Source organism: Mycobacterium sp. IS-1556 (assembly GCF_001499985.1).
Lineage (GTDB): Bacteria > Actinomycetota > Actinomycetes > Mycobacteriales > Mycobacteriaceae > Mycobacterium.
Map to the genome: position 1 here is coordinate 16,768 of NZ_LQIM01000003.1, position 16,973 is coordinate 33,740.

General features: G+C 67.4%; 18 protein-coding genes. 7 read left to right on the top strand and 11 right to left on the bottom strand.

Annotation, left to right across the window (positions count from 1 at the left end; translation table 11 throughout):
- Positions 1 to 33: 33 nt before the first annotated feature.
- Positions 34 to 936, bottom strand: a complete 903-nt coding sequence (locus tag AU187_RS04045; RefSeq protein WP_059166254.1) for a dienelactone hydrolase family protein — start codon at positions 934 to 936, stop codon at positions 34 to 36.
- Between the two features lie 18 nt (positions 937 to 954).
- Here AU187_RS04045 and AU187_RS04050 point away from each other — a divergent pair, with 18 nt between their 5' ends.
- From AU187_RS04050 to AU187_RS04060, 3 genes are all read left to right on the top strand, one after another.
- Positions 955 to 1,878: an SDR family oxidoreductase gene (locus AU187_RS04050; RefSeq protein WP_059098497.1), complete on the top strand. Its 924-nt coding sequence runs from the start codon at positions 955 to 957 to the stop codon at positions 1,876 to 1,878.
- Positions 1,879 to 1,965: 87 nt separating this feature from the next.
- Entirely contained in the window at positions 1,966 to 3,756 is a 1,791-nt protein-coding gene (locus AU187_RS04055) for an N-acyl-D-amino-acid deacylase family protein (protein ID WP_082683786.1), read from the top strand.
- Positions 3,746 to 4,189, top strand: coding sequence for a nuclear transport factor 2 family protein (locus tag AU187_RS04060; protein WP_059098499.1), 444 nt, complete (start codon positions 3,746 to 3,748; stop codon positions 4,187 to 4,189). The genes AU187_RS04055 and AU187_RS04060 overlap by 11 nt, the downstream gene beginning before the upstream one ends.
- A gap of 4 nt (positions 4,190 to 4,193) precedes the next feature.
- On the opposite strand, the gene AU187_RS04065 is transcribed toward AU187_RS04060, so the two are convergent.
- From AU187_RS04065 to bfr, 4 genes are all read right to left on the bottom strand, one after another.
- Positions 4,194 to 5,555, bottom strand: a complete 1,362-nt coding sequence (locus AU187_RS04065; RefSeq protein WP_502687731.1) for a type I glutamate--ammonia ligase — start codon at positions 5,553 to 5,555, stop codon at positions 4,194 to 4,196.
- A gap of 30 nt (positions 5,556 to 5,585) precedes the next feature.
- Positions 5,586 to 6,068, bottom strand: coding sequence for a carboxymuconolactone decarboxylase family protein (locus tag AU187_RS04070; RefSeq protein WP_059098501.1), 483 nt, complete (start codon positions 6,066 to 6,068; stop codon positions 5,586 to 5,588).
- 52 nt (positions 6,069 to 6,120) lie between these two features.
- Positions 6,121 to 8,175 (bottom strand): MDR family MFS transporter, encoded by a 2,055-nt coding sequence (locus AU187_RS04075; protein ID WP_059098502.1) that lies wholly within the window; start codon positions 8,173 to 8,175, stop codon positions 6,121 to 6,123.
- A gap of 190 nt (positions 8,176 to 8,365) precedes the next feature.
- Positions 8,366 to 8,851, bottom strand: coding sequence for a bacterioferritin (bfr, locus tag AU187_RS04080; RefSeq protein ID WP_059098503.1), 486 nt, complete (start codon positions 8,849 to 8,851; stop codon positions 8,366 to 8,368).
- A 241-nt stretch (positions 8,852 to 9,092) separates the two neighbouring features.
- Here bfr and AU187_RS04085 point away from each other — a divergent pair, with 241 nt between their 5' ends.
- Together AU187_RS04085 and AU187_RS04090 are read left to right on the top strand one after the other, a co-directional pair.
- Positions 9,093 to 9,725, top strand: a complete 633-nt coding sequence (locus AU187_RS04085; protein ID WP_059098504.1) for a hypothetical protein — start codon at positions 9,093 to 9,095, stop codon at positions 9,723 to 9,725.
- 3 nt (positions 9,726 to 9,728) lie between these two features.
- The gene (locus AU187_RS04090; RefSeq protein ID WP_059098505.1) at positions 9,729 to 9,938 is read left to right on the top strand and encodes a (2Fe-2S)-binding protein; all 210 of its coding nucleotides are present in this window, start codon (positions 9,729 to 9,731) and stop codon (positions 9,936 to 9,938) included.
- Between the two features lie 7 nt (positions 9,939 to 9,945).
- On the opposite strand, the gene AU187_RS04095 is transcribed toward AU187_RS04090, so the two are convergent.
- The 5 genes from AU187_RS04095 to AU187_RS04115 all read right to left on the bottom strand — a co-directional run bounded on the left by AU187_RS04095 (position 9,946) and on the right by AU187_RS04115 (position 13,490).
- A complete protein-coding gene (locus AU187_RS04095; RefSeq protein WP_059098506.1) occupies positions 9,946 to 10,716 on the bottom strand; it encodes an enoyl-CoA hydratase/isomerase family protein in 771 nt (256 codons plus the stop codon).
- 119 nt (positions 10,717 to 10,835) lie between these two features.
- Positions 10,836 to 11,549 (bottom strand): EthD domain-containing protein, encoded by a 714-nt coding sequence (locus AU187_RS04100; RefSeq protein ID WP_059098507.1) that lies wholly within the window; start codon positions 11,547 to 11,549, stop codon positions 10,836 to 10,838.
- Between the two features lie 26 nt (positions 11,550 to 11,575).
- Positions 11,576 to 11,947 carry a hypothetical protein gene (locus tag AU187_RS04105; protein WP_059098508.1) on the bottom strand — a complete coding sequence of 124 codons (372 nt, stop codon included), beginning with the start codon at positions 11,945 to 11,947 and terminating at the stop codon, positions 11,576 to 11,578.
- Entirely contained in the window at positions 11,944 to 12,657 is a 714-nt protein-coding gene (gene scnC / locus AU187_RS04110) for a thiocyanate hydrolase subunit gamma (RefSeq protein WP_059098509.1), read from the bottom strand. Before scnC ends, AU187_RS04105 begins: the two co-directional genes overlap by 4 nt.
- On the bottom strand, positions 12,654 to 13,490 hold the full coding sequence (locus tag AU187_RS04115; protein ID WP_059098510.1) for an SH3-like domain-containing protein: 837 nt from the start codon (positions 13,488 to 13,490) through the stop codon (positions 12,654 to 12,656). The genes scnC and AU187_RS04115 overlap by 4 nt, the downstream gene beginning before the upstream one ends.
- Before the next feature lie 290 nt (positions 13,491 to 13,780).
- Between AU187_RS04115 and AU187_RS04120 the strand changes: the two genes are divergently transcribed.
- Positions 13,781 to 15,769 (top strand): FUSC family protein, encoded by a 1,989-nt coding sequence (locus AU187_RS04120; protein ID WP_156425431.1) that lies wholly within the window; start codon positions 13,781 to 13,783, stop codon positions 15,767 to 15,769.
- A 4-nt stretch (positions 15,770 to 15,773) separates the two neighbouring features.
- On the opposite strand, the gene AU187_RS04125 is transcribed toward AU187_RS04120, so the two are convergent.
- Positions 15,774 to 16,418 carry a DUF5701 family protein gene (locus AU187_RS04125; RefSeq protein ID WP_059098511.1) on the bottom strand — a complete coding sequence of 215 codons (645 nt, stop codon included), beginning with the start codon at positions 16,416 to 16,418 and terminating at the stop codon, positions 15,774 to 15,776.
- Positions 16,419 to 16,482: 64 nt separating this feature from the next.
- On the opposite strand from AU187_RS04125, the gene AU187_RS04130 reads away from it, so the two are divergent.
- Entirely contained in the window at positions 16,483 to 16,962 is a 480-nt protein-coding gene (locus AU187_RS04130) for a nucleoside deaminase (RefSeq protein ID WP_059098512.1), read from the top strand.
- The last annotated feature ends 11 nt before the right edge of the window (positions 16,963 to 16,973 follow it).

Below are 16,973 nucleotides of genomic sequence, written 5' to 3' on the forward strand. Positions count from 1 at the left end.
CGCGTTAACAACGCTGGTGAAGTGTCGACTGCGTCAGCCGATGTAGCGGGTGAACCAGTCCTGCACGCGGCGCCACGCGTCGGCGGCCGCGGTGGCGTTGTAGCGCTCGCGGGTGTCGTTGAAGAACGCATGGTCGGCGTCGGGTTCGGTGACCAGTTCGAACACCAGGCCGGCCTTCTCCAGAGCCGCCCTGGCGACGGGCTCGGTGGCGTTCACCCGTTGATCGCGGTCGGCGTAAATCCCCAGCACCGCAACATCTTTCGAACGCGAAAAGTTCGGGTCCTCGGGCGTCGGGCCGTAGAACGGTACCGCCGCCGACAGCCGCGGCTCACCGGCGGCCAGCAGTCGCCAGACATAACCGCCACCCATGCAGAACCCGACGGCGGCGAACTTCTGGCGGGGGACGCGTCGCTGGAGTTCGTCGACACCGGACCTCAGGTCGGCCAGCGCCTCCTCGGGCGGAATCTTGCCCAAAGCGGCCGTCGCCTCGGCGGGGTCGGCGAACGTTGCCGTTCCGCCCTGCGCCGAGAGCAGATCGATCGCCAACGCGGAGTAGCCGATCCCCGCGAACCGTCCCGCCACCGAGCGGGTGTGATCGTTGAGTCCCTTGTTCTCGTGGATGACCAGGACGCCGCCCCGGGGGTTCGGCGCTTCGGCCCAGGCGCCCTGCAGTTCACCCCGAGGCCCGGCCCACGTGATCGGCGCGGTCGGCACGGCGTTCTCGGCGCCCGGGGGCGGTGCGCCCGGGTCACTCGACGTCACCGGCGCCTCCTCCGCGGGCTCACGGTTTCGGCTGCACGCGGCGATCAACGCCGACGCCCCGGCGGTGCCGACACCGAGCAGGGCGAGCCGACGCAGCGCCTCGCGCCGCGACAGCAGCCCGTCGACGTGGTCGGTGGCGATCTCTTCAGCGATATAGCGCTGCAACGGGGTCATCTCCGCGAGTATGCCCCCATGGATTCGACACCTGAACGCGATGCGTTACGCGGTCGTATTGCGGTCGTCGCCGGAGCCACCCGCGGCGCCGGGCGGGGCATCGCAGCCGCCCTCGGCGAAGCCGGTGCGACAGTGGTCTGCACGGGCCGCAGCAGCAGATCAAGCAATTCACAATCGGATTACGATCGTCCCGAAACTATCGAGGGCACAGCCGAACTCGTCACCTCACTCGGCGGTCTCGGCATACCCGTGCAGGTCGACCATCTCGACGTCGCGCAGGTTCGCCGGCTCGCCGACCAGCTCCACGCCGAGTTCGATGCAATCGACATCCTGGTAAACGACATCTGGGGTGCCGAACTGCTCAAGGGGCCGCCGCCGACGTGGAATCGCCCGATGTGGGACCACGACCTCGAGGCCGGCCTGCGAATCCTGCGGCTGGGCCTCGACACCCATCTGATCACGTCGCATTGTCTGCTGCCGCTGATGGTCGATCGACCCGGCGGGCTGCTGGTCGAGGTCACCGACGGCACCCGCGGGTACAACGCCGAGCACTACCGGTTGTCGGTGTTCTACGACTTGGTCAAAACCGCCGTGAATCGGCTGGCCTTCAGCCACGGCCACGAACTCGAGCCGTTCGGCGCTACCGCGGTAGCGGTGACGCCGGGGTGGCTGCGCTCGGAGATGATGCTCAACAACTATGGCGTCACCGAAGAGAACTGGCGCCAGGCGCTGGCGGCCGACCGTACGGATGGTCCGACCGCGCCACCCGGCTTCGAGAAGTCGGAGACACCGCGCTACCTCGGCCGGGGCATCGCGGCGATCGCCGCCGACGACTCCCGCGCCAAGTGGAATCAGCGGTCGGTCAGCTCCGCCGAGCTAGCCCGCGAGTACGGCTTCACCGACGTCGACGGCCGCCAGCCGGACAGCTGGTCCGTCGAATGACGTACGTCAGTCATTGGAGTAGACAAATCGCAGAATCTGTTCACGATTTTCATTGACACTCGTCAACTCGGGCTGTTCTATGGCGTGGTGAGCTACGACACGATCATCCGCAACGGTCGCTGGTTCGACGGCACCGGTGCCTCGTCGGCCATGCGAAACCTCGGTATCCGCGACGGTCGCATCGTCGCGGTCAGCCCCGACGACCTCGACGCGACCGACTGTCCCCAGGTCATCGACGCGACCGGCAAGTGGGTGCTGCCGGGCATGCTCGACATCCACACGCACTACGACGTCGAGGTACTGGGCGGCCCCGCCCTGGCCGAATCGCTGCGACACGGCGTGACCACCGTGATGCTCGGCTCCTGCTCACTGTCGACGGTGCATGTCGACGCCACCGACGCGGGCGACATCTTCGGTCGAGTGGAAGCGATCCCCCGAGAACACGTCATCGGCGCGATCGAGCACCACAAGACCTGGACGAATTGCGAGGAGTACATCGAGGCGCTGGAGTCGCGGCCGCTCGGCCCCAACGTCGCGGCCTTCATCGGGCACTCCGACATGCGAGCCGCGGTGATGGGCCTGGACCGCGCCACCCGCAAGGACGTGCGACCCACCACGGGCGAACAAGCACAGATGGAGCGCTGGCTGGCCGAGGCGCTGAAGGCAGGCTTCGTCGGAATGTCTTCGCAACAACTGCTTTTCGACAAGCTCGACGGTGACGTGTGCAGGTCGCGGACGCTGCCGTCGACCTACGCCAAGCCGCGGGAGCTGCGCCGGTTGAAGTCGCTGCTGCGCCGCGCCGGACGGGTGCTGCAGTCGGGCCCGGACATCCAGAACCCGCTCAACCTCGGCTCGCAGCTGGCGCAGTCGCTGGGCATCGTCCGCAATCCGCTCAAGACCAGCCTGCTGTCGGCGGCGGACGTGAAATCCAACCCGTACAGCATTCACGCATTGGGTCCAGCGGCCCGGCTTGTCAACAAGCTCGGCGGCAACTTCCGCTGGCAGCACCTGCCGGTGCCGTTCGAGGTCTACGCCGACGGCATCGACCTGGTCGTCTTCGAGGAGTTCGGGGCGGGCGCCGCGGCGCTGCACCTGCGCGACGAGGTCGAGCGCAACGAGTTGATGCGCGACGAGGCCTACCGCCGCCGCTTCCGCAAGGAGTACGAAAGCAAGCTGGGCATCCGCGTGTGGCAGCGCGACTTCTTCGACGCCGACATCGTCGCGTGTCCCGATGCTTCGGTTGTCGGCAAGTCGTTCGGCCAGGTCGGCCGGGACCGCGGCGGGCTGCACCCCGTCGACGCGTTCCTCGATTTGGTGCTCGAGCATGGCAGGGCGCTGCGCTGGCGGACCACGATCTCCAACCACCGGCCCCAAGTGCTCAGAAAGCTCGCGCGCGACACCGGTATCCAGATGGGCTTCTCCGACGCCGGCGCACACCTGCGCAACATGGCGTTCTACAACATGGGTCTGCGGTTGCTGCGCCACGTGCGCGACGCCGAGAAGGCCGGCCGGCCTTTCATGACGGTGGAACACGCGGTGCACCGGCTCACCGGGGAACTGGCCGATTGGTACCGCATCGACGCGGGCCATCTGCGTATCGGGGACCGCGCCGACGTCGTCGTCATCGACCCCGCGCGTCTCGACGATTCGCTGGACACCTACGCCGAAGCGGAAGTCGACCAGTACGGCGGGCTCTCACGCATGGTCAACCGCAACGACGACACTGTGGCCGCCGTGTTGGTCGGAGGGCGTGCGGTGTTCCTCGACGGCAACCTCACCGACGTCGTCGGCAATCGGCGGACCGGGCGGTTTCTGCGTGCGGCGCACAAGGCGCCGGCGCTCTCGCGACAGGAAGGTGAACTGGCCAGTGTCAGTTAGCGATACGGTGCTCGGCATGTGGAAGGCGCTTTCGGCGCGGGACTGGGAGGCGGTGAAGACCTTCCTGTCCGACGACTGCATCTACCTCGACATGCCGGTCGGCCCGACCGCTGCCGCGCGTGGGCCCGAAGACATCGTCAAGCGCCTCAAGATCGGCCTCGAGCCGCTGGCGTCCTACGAGAACTTCGACGGCCTGATGCTCGACAACGGTGCGGACGTGATGTACGAGCATCACGAGGAATGGCACTGGGCCACAGGCGAATCGGCAGTCCTGAAGTTCGTCAGCGTGCACCGCGTCGAGAACGGCAAGATCACGCTGTGGAAGGACTACTGGGACATGGGGGCGCTCGCCAACAACGCGCCGCCCACCTGGATGGAGGATTTCGCCAACGCCGACATGTCGTGGGTGTTCGACGCGACCGGCCTGGTCTAGGTCGTCAAACGCTCCAGGCCAGCCGGAACTTGTCGGTGATCTCCTCGGGGCTCAGCGCGCCGTAGTTGTCGTGCTCGTAGCGGCGCACCGCGACCACGGCGTCGACGGCCTCATCGCCGAGAATCCTTCGCATCAACGACGATCGGTTCAGCACATCGAGCGCATCGGTCTGCTTTTCGCATAGCAGTACGACGCCCGTCTCCCCGCGCTGGGCATCGGTCAGCGTCGCGGGGTCGACGGTCGTCTCCGGCGGCAGCGGCAGCCCGCGTTCGATCCCGTCCAGCGCAAGACCCAGGATCGCCGCGGTCGCGAAATACGGATTGGCCGACGGGTCGACCACCTTGACTTCGATGTTCGCGCCGTAGGGATTGCTCGGCCCGCCGATCAGGTATCGCACTGAGGCTTCGCGGTTCTCGGTGCCCCAGCAGACATACGCCCCGGCCCAGTTCCCCGGCTGCATACGCTGACCGGACAACACCGAACCGGCGAGCACGCCCTGCGCCTCGGGGAGGCCGGCCACCAGCCCCGCGATCGCCGACTCGCCCTCCCGCGTCATCCCGTTCGCGCCGGCGCCGTCGAAGAACAGCTCCGTCTCCCCTCGCTTCATCGAGAAGTGTTGATGCGCACCGGATCCGACACCGCCGGCGAACGGCACCGGCGACAGGCTCACCCGCATGCCGTACTGCCGCGCAACCCGTCCCACGATGATGCGCGTCAGCATCAGCGCGTCAGCCGCCGCGACGGGTGGCAGTGGGGCCAGCGAGATCTCGAACTGGTTGGCCCCGTACTCGGGGTGGAACTGTTCGATCGCGACGCCCGACGCGGTCGCGGCGTTGGTGACGTCGCGCACGAACCCTTCGAACTCCAGCACGCCGGCCAACCCGTACTGCGCCCACAGGTGCGACGGCAGGCGCGCGCCGTCGGGACCGACGAGCACAAACTCCATCTCGTGACCGACGACGGTGGTCAGGCCCTCGTCCGCCAACCTGTTCTGCACCCGGCTCAACGCCCCGCGGCTGCAGAACGGATCGGGAGTGCCGTCCTGGTTGAAGAACATCCCTGGCGCCCAGGCCAACCCGTCACCGAGGATGCGAAGCGCGCCGAGGTCGATGCGGATCCGTTGATCGCCCACCGGTGTGATCGCTCGGCCGTAAACGATGCCGGTGTGGTCGATCGTGAAGGCGTGCCAGACCGGGCTGGCGCCCAGTCCGGGATCGGCGAACGCCCCCATGCGGCGCAACGGCACGGTCTTGGCGTGCGTGAGCCCCGCCGGGTTGACGACCGTGCCGATCAGCGTGGCGACCCCGTCGGCTTCCAGCTGCGCGATCGCCGCGGCGGCGAGGGGCTTGGCTGCCACTGGATTCACGACAGCCATTGTGCGCGGTCGCGCCGGTGCTTACAGCGTGATCTTGCAGCTTTGACCGATGTCGAGCGTGCGAAGCATGCGGCCCATACCCAGCCACATAGCGCACGACAATGCCAAGTCGGTCAGCAGTTCGTCGCTGAAGTGTTCGCGGCAGCGGTCCCAGAAGTCCTCGTCGTCGCGCAGGCCGGTGTGGTCGCTCGCGAAACGTTCGGCGAACTCCGCGGCCACGCGTTCCTGTGCGCTGTAGCCCGGCCAGGTCCGCCACTCGGCGGCGTGGTCGTAGAGATCTTCGTCGACACCGGCGGCCAAACCCTCTGAGTCGCGGGTGTTTTGACAGACGACACACTCGTTGTCGAGTGCGATGACCATCCGTGCGAGTTCACGGACCCGCATGGGCAGTCGGTTCTTGGTGTAGACCGCGTTGGTGAAGCCTGCCATCGCGACGCCGATGTCCGGCGACTTCACCACCCAGGCGGCGGCGTCGTCGGCGGCGAAGTCCCCAATGCGGCTCATGACGGCATCGTACGCCGCGAGCCGCGGAATTGGAACGCGTTCTAGTTTGGTTTCAGCCCGTGGCGACCAACTGCGGGCGGTCGTCGGTCCAGTCGCGCTGCACCAGCATGCGGTGGGCGATTCGCTCGAGCGCCGCCTCCACCTGCAACCGGTCCGGACGCCCCTCGAACGACGGCGAGGTCGCCAGCTTCTCGACGATGCGCCCGACGATCGCGGTGGAGATCGCGTCGACCTGTCTGATGCCCTTTTGGGTGAGCCACAGCCGGCCGCCGGTGCGCAGCGCGAGACCATGACGCACGAGGTCGTCGAAGGCCGGTTCGATGACCTCGTATGGCACGCGCAGTCGTTCGGCGATGTCGGTCAGCGTGGCCGAACCGAACACCTGGTTCTGCCGGTAGATCTGCAGCAGCGCCCACATCTGGCAGACGTCGAGGTCGCAGCCGGGTTGCGCGGCAAGCGCGCGCAACCGGATGTCCGGCGAATCGCGGAACAGCCGGCCGACGGCCACCTCCAGAATCTTCTCCGGCGATTCGGTGCCCGGCATCCCGAAGCCCTCGCCGAGGTCGGTCGCCGACACCATTTCCACCTCACGCAGTTGCACTTCTTTCAGGAACAGCGAGACGACGAAGCCGACGACGGCGACCGGGACGACGTAGAGGAACACCCGGCCCAGCGAGTCGGCGTACGCATCGATGATCGGCGCGGCCATCTCCGGCGACAGCGTGTGCAGTGCCTGTGGCGACTCCGCGGCGAGCGGCGGCGCGCCGCTGACAGCCAGCGCCGGCCCGATCCGGCTCGCGAGGAAATTGGCGAACAGGCTGCCGAAAATCGCTGCGCCGAACGAACTTCCGATGGTCCGAAAGAATGTGACACCCGACGTCGCCACTCCGAGGTCGGCGAAGCTCGAGGTGTTCTGGACGACCAGGATGAGGACCTGCATGCAGAGACCGATTCCCGCGCCGAGGATGAACAGAAACAGCGACTGCTCCCAGGTCGGTGTCCCGGCATCCATGCCGGACAGCAAGAAGAACGCCACCGCCATGATCGCGGTGCCCGCGATCGGGAAGACCTTGTACCGGCCCGTGCGTCCGACGATGTTCCCGCTGCCGATCGAGGTGATGAGCATGCCCACGACCATGGGCAGGGTCCGCAGGCCGGATTCCGTCGCCGACACCCCGTTGACGAACTGCATGAACGTCGGCAGGAACGTCAGCGCCCCGAGCATGGCGAACCCGACGATGAAGCCCAAGATGCAGCACACGGTGAACACCGGGCTGGCGAACAGCCGGATCGGCAGAATCGGTTCGGCCGCATGCAGTTCCACCCAGACGAAGATCGCGAGCGCGACGGCCGAGGCCGCGAACAACCCGGTGATGACCGCCGACGACCACGGGTAGGTGCTGCCGCCCCAGCTGGTCGCCAGCGTCAGCCCGGACGCCCCCAGCCCGATGAAGAGAATGCCGGCGTAGTCGATCACCGCCCGGCCGGCCTTCGCCAGCGACGGGATTGCCACGGCACCGACCGCGAGCACCACGAGCGCGATCGGGACGTTGATCCAGAATGCCCAGCGCCAGCTGAGGTGGTCGGTGAAGAACCCGCCGAGCAGCGGGCCGATCACCGTGGTGACGCCGAACACCGCGCCGAGCGCGCCCTGGTACCGTCCGCGCTCCCGTAGCGGGATGACCTCACCGATGACCGCCATCGCCGTCACCATGATCGCGCCGCCGCCGATCCCCTGCAGGGCGCGCGAAGCGACCAGCGCAGCCATCGACCCGGCCATGCCGCACAGCACCGACCCGCCGAGGAAGAACACCACCGAGACCTGAAACACGGTCTTGCGGCCGAACAGGTCGCCCAGCTTGCCGACCACCGCGGTGACGATCGTCGAGGCGAGCAGGTAACTGGTGACCACCCAGGACTGGTGACCGGCGCCGCCGAGATCCGCGACCACCGTCGGCAGCGCGGTCGCCACGATCGTCTGGTCGAGGGCTGCCAACAGCATGCCGAGCAGCACCGCGACAAAGATGACGTTGCGGCGCCGGCGGCTGATCAGCGCGCCGCCGGACTCCCGGTCGGCGGCGGCGCTCGGCGTGGCCTGGCTGGTCATGTCTCCCTTCCGAGGCGAAACTCTCCACACCCATATCGTTAGTCAGGCTAGGAAAGTTACACACCCCGACGAGGGTTGCCCCGCGAACGTGCGTGAAACGCTGCGACAAGCACGCCGTGTCGTGTGCAAACCCGCGCGCGGAAAGGGCTCGCGGAAAGGGGAGGTGTCGCCGGGGTCCTCGGGGAGGCGCCTACAACGCGGTCGGCGGGCGCGACACGCACTGTGCCGCGTAGAGCTCGTCGCCGAGCTTGTCCATCAGCTGCAGCTGGGTCTCGAGGTAGTCGATGTGATCTTCCTCGTTGGACAGGATCTTCTCCAACAGTGTGGCCGAGATCGCGTCGCCCTTCTCGCGGCACATGATGATGCCCGGACGCAGGCGCTCCAGCACCTCGTACTCGATCGCCAGGTCGGCCTCGAACTGCTCACGCAAGGTCTGACCGATTCGCAGGGAGAACAACCGCTGATAGTTCGGGAGCCCGTCGAGCAGAAGAATGCGGTTGGTGATGTCCTCCGCGTGATTCATTTCTTCGAACGACTCTTTACGCGTGTATTCGGCGAGTTCGGTGAAGCCCCAATTTGCTTGCATCTTCGAATGCAGGAAATACTGGTTAATGGCTGTGAGTTCGCTCGTCAATTGCTCGTTGAGCAATTTCAGTACGTCCGGATCGCCTTGCATGGTGACTCCTAGGGCACTTGAGGGCTGGTCAGGCATCGCTTCGATCATGCACCATCCAAACTAGTCCAGTTATGGCCGACAAGCTCGCTTTAATGCTTGCGCGAGGCGTGTTTTCGGTCCAATGACGAGCCGTCGCGACGACTCGAGGCCCTGATGCGGGCCCTAGTCTGGACTGCCTAGGCTAAGTAAGGTTAGACTGCGCTAACCATTGGGCCGGAGTCGAGACAGGCGGTAAGAATCGATGAGTGAGTACGATCTGCACTCGCTGATTCTTGCGTGCGACTTTCGAGTCGATGATGTCGAGCGAATGTGGAAATGGCTCAAGAAACGTCACGATAATTTGCAATCAATTGGTGCCCATCATGTCGTCGTGTACACGTCGATTTGGGAGCCGAACCGCGTGCTCGTGACAATTGGAATCCGCAACCCCCGGTCAATTCGCGACGTTTTGCGCTCGTCGGCGGTTTTCGAGGTGTTCGACGTCGCCGGAGTCGACGACATTCCGCCGGTGTTCGGCGGCGAAGTGGTCGAGAAGATCGACCTGTACGCCCCCTCGCCCGCGGATCACGTGGGCCGCGTGGTGGTGGGCGTCATGTCGTCGGTCGAGGACGTGTCGGCGCTGATGGTCAAGGTGCACGACGGTATCGAGCGCTTCAAGCGCAGCGGGGTGCGCAAGATCTGGGTCTACCGCGCGCTGGACGACGGACACGAAGTGATGATCCTGCAGGAGATCGAGGACGAGCTCGCCGCCAGGCAGTGGATCGATCACCCCGATGCGGCCGCTGAGTGGATGTCCAACGTCGGGCTTGGCGCCTATCCGACGCAGTTCGTCGGTCGGTTCGCCCACCTGATGAGCGTCGACGGGCAGGGCTGACCGATGTTTGTCTGCCTGTGTACCGGAGTCACCAGCCACGACGTCACCGAATGCGTGGCCAACGGAGCCCGGACGTCCAAACAGATCGCCGAGGCCTGCGGCGCCGGCGGCGACTGCGGGCGGTGCCGGCGCACCCTGCGGGCGATCCTCGCGGCGCACGCCGAGGTCGAGGTCGAGGTCGACCACCCGGTGCCCAGGGTGGCGAGTCGCTAGCGGGCCGCTAGGCTGGCCCGCGCTTACCAGTGAACTCTGCCAGCGCGCTCGCGTTAGCCGCGGCGCCCATCAACACCGCGAAATGTTCGATCTCCCTGGCGGTGGCGGCGGCGATGCCGTCCCGGGTCGGGGCGGTGATGGTCTGCTTGACCGCCATCAAGCTCGCGACGGGCCGCGCCGCGAGTATGTCGGCGTGACGGCGGGCTTCGGGCAACAGCTCCTCGGGCGCGCACACCTTCCACGCCAGCCCCATTCGCTGTGCCTCATCCGCATCCACCCACTCAGATGACATCAGCAGCCAGGCGGCATTCTGGCGGCCCATCAACCGCGGCAGCAGGTACGACGACGCGGCCTCAGGCGCGACACCGAGGCTGGTGAACGGCGTCTTCAGCCGTGCGGTCGCCGACATGAAGACCAGATCCGCGTAGCCCAGAATCGTTGCCCCGATACCGACACCGACCCCGTTGACGGCGCAGATCAACGGTTTCGGGAAGTCTGCGAGCGCATCGACCATGGTCGTGAAATGGCTGCCCTGCTCGTTGAACGCGGGATCGGTGATGCGCCTTTGCATCTCGACGAGATCGTTGCCCGCGCTGAACGCCCGTCCCTCACCGGTCAGCAGCACCACCGCGACGTCGGGGTCGGCGGCGGCCTCGCGAAGGGCGACGGCGGTCGCGCAGTACATCTCCTCGTTGAACGCGTTGAGCACCTCGGGCCGGTTCAGGGTCAGGGTGCGGACCCGGTTGTCGTCGGCGATCTGCAGGGTCGTGTCAGCCACGGCAGCAGCGTAAGCGCTCCGCGAACTGACAGCCGCGGGCGGGTGCGACGAGCCGGATCGCGCGGGGCTGTTTCATCCTCACGGTGTCGTATCCGGCCCGATCACCGCGGTTCTTCCTGTCACCGGGAAGTGTTGGTAGCGAACGGGGTTCGATAGACATAACGACTGGTCGGCACCGTGTCGACGTCGTGGTTCGCGCCGAACGCTTCGGTGCTGGCCACCATGCGGTCCATCCGGCTGCGCAACTCGACGTCGTCGGCCGCACCGAAGAACGCGTGCAGATCGGAGGTCGCCGCTTCGGGGAACAGCTCCTCGACGATCGCTGCGATGGCCGGCGCCGCCGGCGTCAACGCGCGGACCACAGCGTTCTGCGTGTAACCGAACGTCGACTGCGTCTCGATGGCCACGGGTGTGTGGTCGACGTGCCAGCGCGTCAGCCAGGTCGCCTCGTCCAGCTCGGCCGGTCTGCGCAGCAACGCGACGTTGGCCAGGCCTTCGGTGCGTTGCCCGGGACGGGTGTCCGGCGGGGCGAGCGGGACCGATTCGGTGACGAGGTAGGCCGCGACCTCGTCGGCCTCCTTGCTCAGCCGGGCGAGCGCAGCGGTCACCGCGTCGCCGTAATACTGCTGCGTCCACAGGCTGACGAACCCGACCACCGGCGGGTCCAGCGTCGTCAGCGTCATCAACGAATCGCGCACCGGATCGTCGCGCACGTTGACGGTCAGCCCCGGAAAACCGAGGGCGAGCAGGTCGGTCACGACGGGTCCCCGAATCCGCTCGGCCCACGCCTCGTCTGCGTCCGTCGCTCTGAGCGTGATGATGATCTTTTCCACGAGGTGAACTCAACGCCCGGCGGCGCTCAGGCTTCCAGCCGCTGGCGGATCGCGGCGAGGCGCTGCCGGAGTTCCGCTTCGCCGATGATGCCGTGCGCCACCAGCGAATGCGCGAGTGACACCAACTGGTTCTCCGGATAGGGCAGGTTCGAGTACCGCGTCGCCGACAGCACGTCCTCCTCGTCGCGGCGCTGCTTGAAGTCCGGGACGTCGGCGTCGCAGGCGGCGCGGTCGAGCGCGTCGCACATACCGTCCAGGCTGGTCTTCCACGGCGGCACCGGGTTCTCCACCCCGTACTTGGCGGCCATCCGGGACCACACCTGGTTGCGCTCGACGATCTCTTCCAGAGGTGCGATCGCCGCCCGCTCGACGCCCGCCGAATCGGGTGTGCCGCTCATGCTTTCGGTACGGGATGAACGGCCGGGCGGGTGTCGGTGATGACGTTGGTGGTCACCCCCGCTTTCGGCAGCGCGACGCCGATCAAGCAGTCGCGCGTGACGATTTCGGCGAGTTGTTCCTCGGTCCAGTCCTCGGTGCCCTCGGGGCGCATGGGCATCACCATGAACCGGTGCTTCTGATTGGAATCCTGTACCCGGATGGCGATCTCGTCGGGCAGGTAAAGGCCGAACTCCGCCAGCACCTGGCGCGGCCAGCGGACCATGCGCCTGCGGTAGTTCGGCGTGCGGTACCACTCGGGTGAGTTGCCCAGGATGGGGCGCGGGTAGCAGGAGCACAGCGCGCAGACGATCACGTTGTGCAGTGTCGGGGTGTCGGCGAGGATTTCGAACGCGGTGAAGTCGCTGGGTGTACCGAATCCGGTCGGTTCCATCCAGTCGACGCCGACCTCCTTGCTGGCGGTCATGGGTTCGACAAGGGCGAGCTTCTTGAATTCGGGATCCAGCCACGCCCGGGCCACCAGGGTCGCCGCCGGAGTCGGCCCGATCTGCTCGGCGAACTCGGTGAAACGCCGATGCTCCTCGGCGGTGAAGATGCCCTTCTCGATGCACAGTTCGCGTAACGCGATCTCGAGGACCTCGAAGTCGGTGATCTCGTCGACCATCGGTGCGACGGTGCGGTCGTGATCGTGATCGTGGTCGTGACCGGTCATGCGGCGGCCTCCAGCCAATGCTCGGGAACCTCGGTCTGTATGACGTCGTCGCCGGTGCCGGTGTAGCCGTGCCACAACTCCGACATGGTGAACCGCACGACGTAGAACCATTCCGGCTTGGCCGGGCGGTCCCACGTCTCGTCCTCGGCCGCCGGGCTCTCATAGGCGACGGTCGCGATCTCGCCTCTGGCGCCGCGCACGTACTCCGGAGTGCGGGTGTAGAAGATCACCGGCAACTCGCGCACGACGACCGCGTCGCCGACCTTGAATTTCGGCTCGCCCGCCTGCCCGGCATAGACCTGCGGATCGCCCTTGCCGACGGCGTGCTTGTGGTGGGCGTTGCGCTTGACCGCCGCCCCGTCCCCTTCGAACTTCGGCTTCGCTTCCAGTGTCTTTCCGGCCAGGCCGCCCTCGTAGCGCGCCTTGACCTCTGCCATCCGTTCGCTCAACTCGGTCAATCCGATGTGATGTTTTTCGACCAGCACCCGCGCGACGGCCAACAGCCAGCGGCCGTAGTACGGCAGGCCCAGGTATTCAGCCCTGCCCACATCGACGTTGCCGAGCCGGCGGCGTTCCTCCGAGAGCCAGATGCCGCGCCAGGCAAGGACCTCGCAGATCACATACGTCATGTGCTCCCAGAGTTCGTACTGCTTGTTCTCGTACTTCATCGGCGCATCGGGTTCGCCGCCGACATCATGGACGGGTTTGAGGTATGCGGTGATCCGGTGGTGATCAAGGAGATCCGGGGTGGGCGCATCCGGAAGTTCGGGATAGGCCGATTTCAACCGGGCCACCAGATCGAGTTGAGCTGCTCGCTCGGCCGCCGTGCTCATGACGAGTCCCTTCGTTGCCGCGGCCGGCCATCGGACGGCAATCGCGGGTGCGCTCGGTGCTTCTCGTGCGACGTCAGCTGACTTTATCCGCGCACCCGCATGCTCGCAGGGGAATCGGATCCAGGACCGGGATCCGGTCGTCGGCGCGAGCTTTGCGCTGTGCCCCACGATATTTGACGCATCGGCAGGTGCGGGCATTGCGCGACGGGCGGAATCAGCCCGGCGACGCCACCTATCCGACGCGCGTGTGCTGCAGCCGAGAGAACCCGCGGAGGCGTCAGAATGAATGGGTGAGCACCGGCAGGCGGATCATCGACGCTCTCCGGCCGACCATCCCCGACATCGGGGCGGCGGCGAGGAGCCTGCTCGCGGTGCTGGCGGTGGCCGCCATCGGATTGCTTTGGGATTCGGGCGCGACCGCGGTGTGGGCGGCGAGCGCGGCGGCGGTCGCCGGGGCCATCGGACTGCAGGACAGCCCCGGCGGGCGGATCACCCGGGTGCTCGTCGTAGCCGTGGAAATGGGGGCCGCGGTTTTCCTCGGGTCGCTGGCGTCCTCGTTCGACGTCGTGTTCGTCGCCGTGCTCGCACTGTGGTGCTTCGCCGCCGGACTGCAGTGGGCGGTAGGCGCCAAGGCCGGCCTCGTCGCCGCCGCGGCCGGTGCGCTGCTCGCGATCGCGCCGCCACTGGCGCCGTCGGCGGGGTCGGTGCTGGTCCCGACCATCCTGACGATGGCCGCTGCCGCTGTGCAGGCAGCGTTGATCGCCGTCTGGCCGCCGCAGCGGTGGCGCACTCAGCGTGACGCGTTGACCGAGGCCTATCGAGCACTGGCCACCGCTGCGCGAGAGGGCGCGCAGGACGCCAAGACCCCCGCCGCGGCGGTACTGATGCCGTCGTTGCGCGATGCGTTCGTCGACACTCAAGCCGGCCGTCATCCCGAGGCCTACCGCGGCGGGCACCGGGTGCCCGAACGGATCATGGCGACGTTGCGTACGCTGCGCGGCGCACCTGACGAAACCCGCGAAGCGGTCTCACGGGTGCTCGCGGCCGCAGCCGATGTGCTGGACGCGATCGCCGGGCACAGCCGCACCGCGAGGCGTGACGCCGAGCACGGCCTGGTCCGTTTGGACACCGCGACAGCGGCGCTCGACGGTCCCGACGATGCTGCCGCGAAACGGCTTTCGCAACAGTTGCACGAAGCCGCGGAACTGCGTTTCCCCGATCTGTATCGGCCCGATCTCGTCAACCCGCTGCGTGCGGCCCGTGCGGCGGTGCGGGCGCACATGACGCTGACGTCGCCGATTCTGCGGCACGCCATCCGGTTGTCCGCGGCCATCGCGGTCGGTGCCGCCGCCGACCGGTTCGCACCGGTCGCCTACGGCTACTGGATCCTGCTCACCGTGTTGATGGTGTTGCGGCCCGAGACCGCTCACACCTACACGCGCTGCGTCGGCCGACTTGCGGGCATAGCGAGCGGAATCCTGGTTGCCTCGCTGGTCGCACTGCTGCTGCACCCGACGGGATTACTCGCCGCCGTGCTGGCCACGCTCTGCCTCGCATCGACGTACGCCGCGACCAGGACGGGTTACATCGCCACCAGTGCGACCGTCGCGGCCGCCGCCGTGTTCCTCCTCGAAATCGACACCGCCACTTCGGGTGCGACGCTCGAGGACCGTCTGTTCTCGGTTGTCATCGGTGGCGGCCTTGCGGTGGTCGCGCATGTCGCACTGCCCGATCACGCGCTGACCCGGCTGCATCACCGGGCCGGCGAGCTGCTCAAGACCGAGATCGACTATGCCGCAACGGTCATCCGCGCCTACGTTCATCGACTCGACCATCCCGCCGACGCCGTGTCCTCGGCGTGGCAACGCGCATTCCGCGCCCGCGCCGGGTTCGAAGCCGCCTCGGGTGCCACCCGGATGGAGTCCCGCGAGCTACGGCGGTGGTTGCGCTCGTACCGCACCGCGGTGAACGCGGTCACCATCTCGTGCACCGCGTTGGAGGACAGCCTGCCGAGCCGTCCGCCCACGTCGCTGACCCCCGAATTCATCGCCGCCGTGGACGATTTCGTCGACGCCCTGCGCGGGGCGCCGCCGAACCCCGGGACACCGTGGACCGTCGACCTCGCGGCGTTGACGGCCGCCAACCAGCAGGTGCGCGAGCGGGCGGCGGGGCTCACCGGCGAGGACGGCGCCGCCCGGGTACTGGTCGCCGAGATCGCGTCGATCACCCGTAGCCTGTCCGGGATCGCCGCTATCCGCGAGACCGCCTCGACCGAATGAACGCCTAGCCCAGTGCCTCACGCGCGCCGGTTGAGGCGAAGCCCAGCCAGGTGTGCCGGTTGCCGGCCCAGCACCAGCCGACCTTCGGTGCGTCACGGTTGGCGGCGCCGTCGCGACCGGTGCCGTTGCTGATCCACACGGCGGGCGTCCTGGCATCCAGCGCACCCGACGGCTTGCGCCGCCGCGAACCGATGGTCATGAAGCAGCGGTTGCGTTGCAGCGTGTCGGGCTGCTGCAACAGCCAGTGCAGGCCCTCGGTCAGTGTCAACGGCGAGCGCCCGGCGCCGGCGATGGCCGGAAGCGCTTCGTCGGGACTCCAGTTCGCCATCGCGTCTCCCCGATCCGGCTCGCGCACCACATACAGCGGGGCGTCCGGCAGCAGCACCGACGGGATTGGGGTGAAGTCGTCGACGTCGACCATGTCGGACACCACGAAGCCCGGTTTGCCGTTGCAGCGCACCAGCGGCGCCAACGCGGATGCGGGCACCAGGTCTGGGTGCACAGCCAGCAGCGCACGCCGACCCGCCGGCCGCGCGCACATCCCGCGCAAGCGGCCGGCGGGCAGCCGGGCAAGGTCGTGCACACCCAGCCGGATCAGTGTCTCGGCTTGTTCGGCGAGGGCCGGCAACGGCGTGGTGAGGGTCGGCATGGGCCGACAACGAAGCACGCCCGCCCGATAGTTCCTGCTGCGACTGATCCGTAGACTTCGACAGATGGCCATCAGCGACGACGATCTCGCCCGCCTCGGCCGCTGCGTGGAACTGGCGCGAGAGGCGCTCGACGAAGGCGATGAACCGTTCGGCTCACTGCTGGTCGACGGGACCGGCCGGACATTGTTCGAGGATCGCAACCGCGTCAAGGACGGCGACCGGACCCGCCACCCAGAGTTCGCGATCGTCCGCTGGGCGGTGGCCAACCTGAGCCCCGAGCAGCGGGCCGACGCAACCGTGTACACCTCCGGGGAGCACTGCCCGATGTGCGCGGCGGGCCACGCCTGGGTCGGTCTCGGACGCATCGTGTATGCCACGTCGTCGGCGCAGCTGACCGGATGGCTGACCGAATGGGGGGCGCCGACGTCACCCGTTGCGCCGCTGCCGATCACGACGGTGGCCCCCGGCGTCGTGGTAGACGGGCCGGCCGCGCAGTTCAGCGACACGATGAAGACCCTCTACGAGGCGAAGTTCCGGCCGTGACCGCGTCTTCG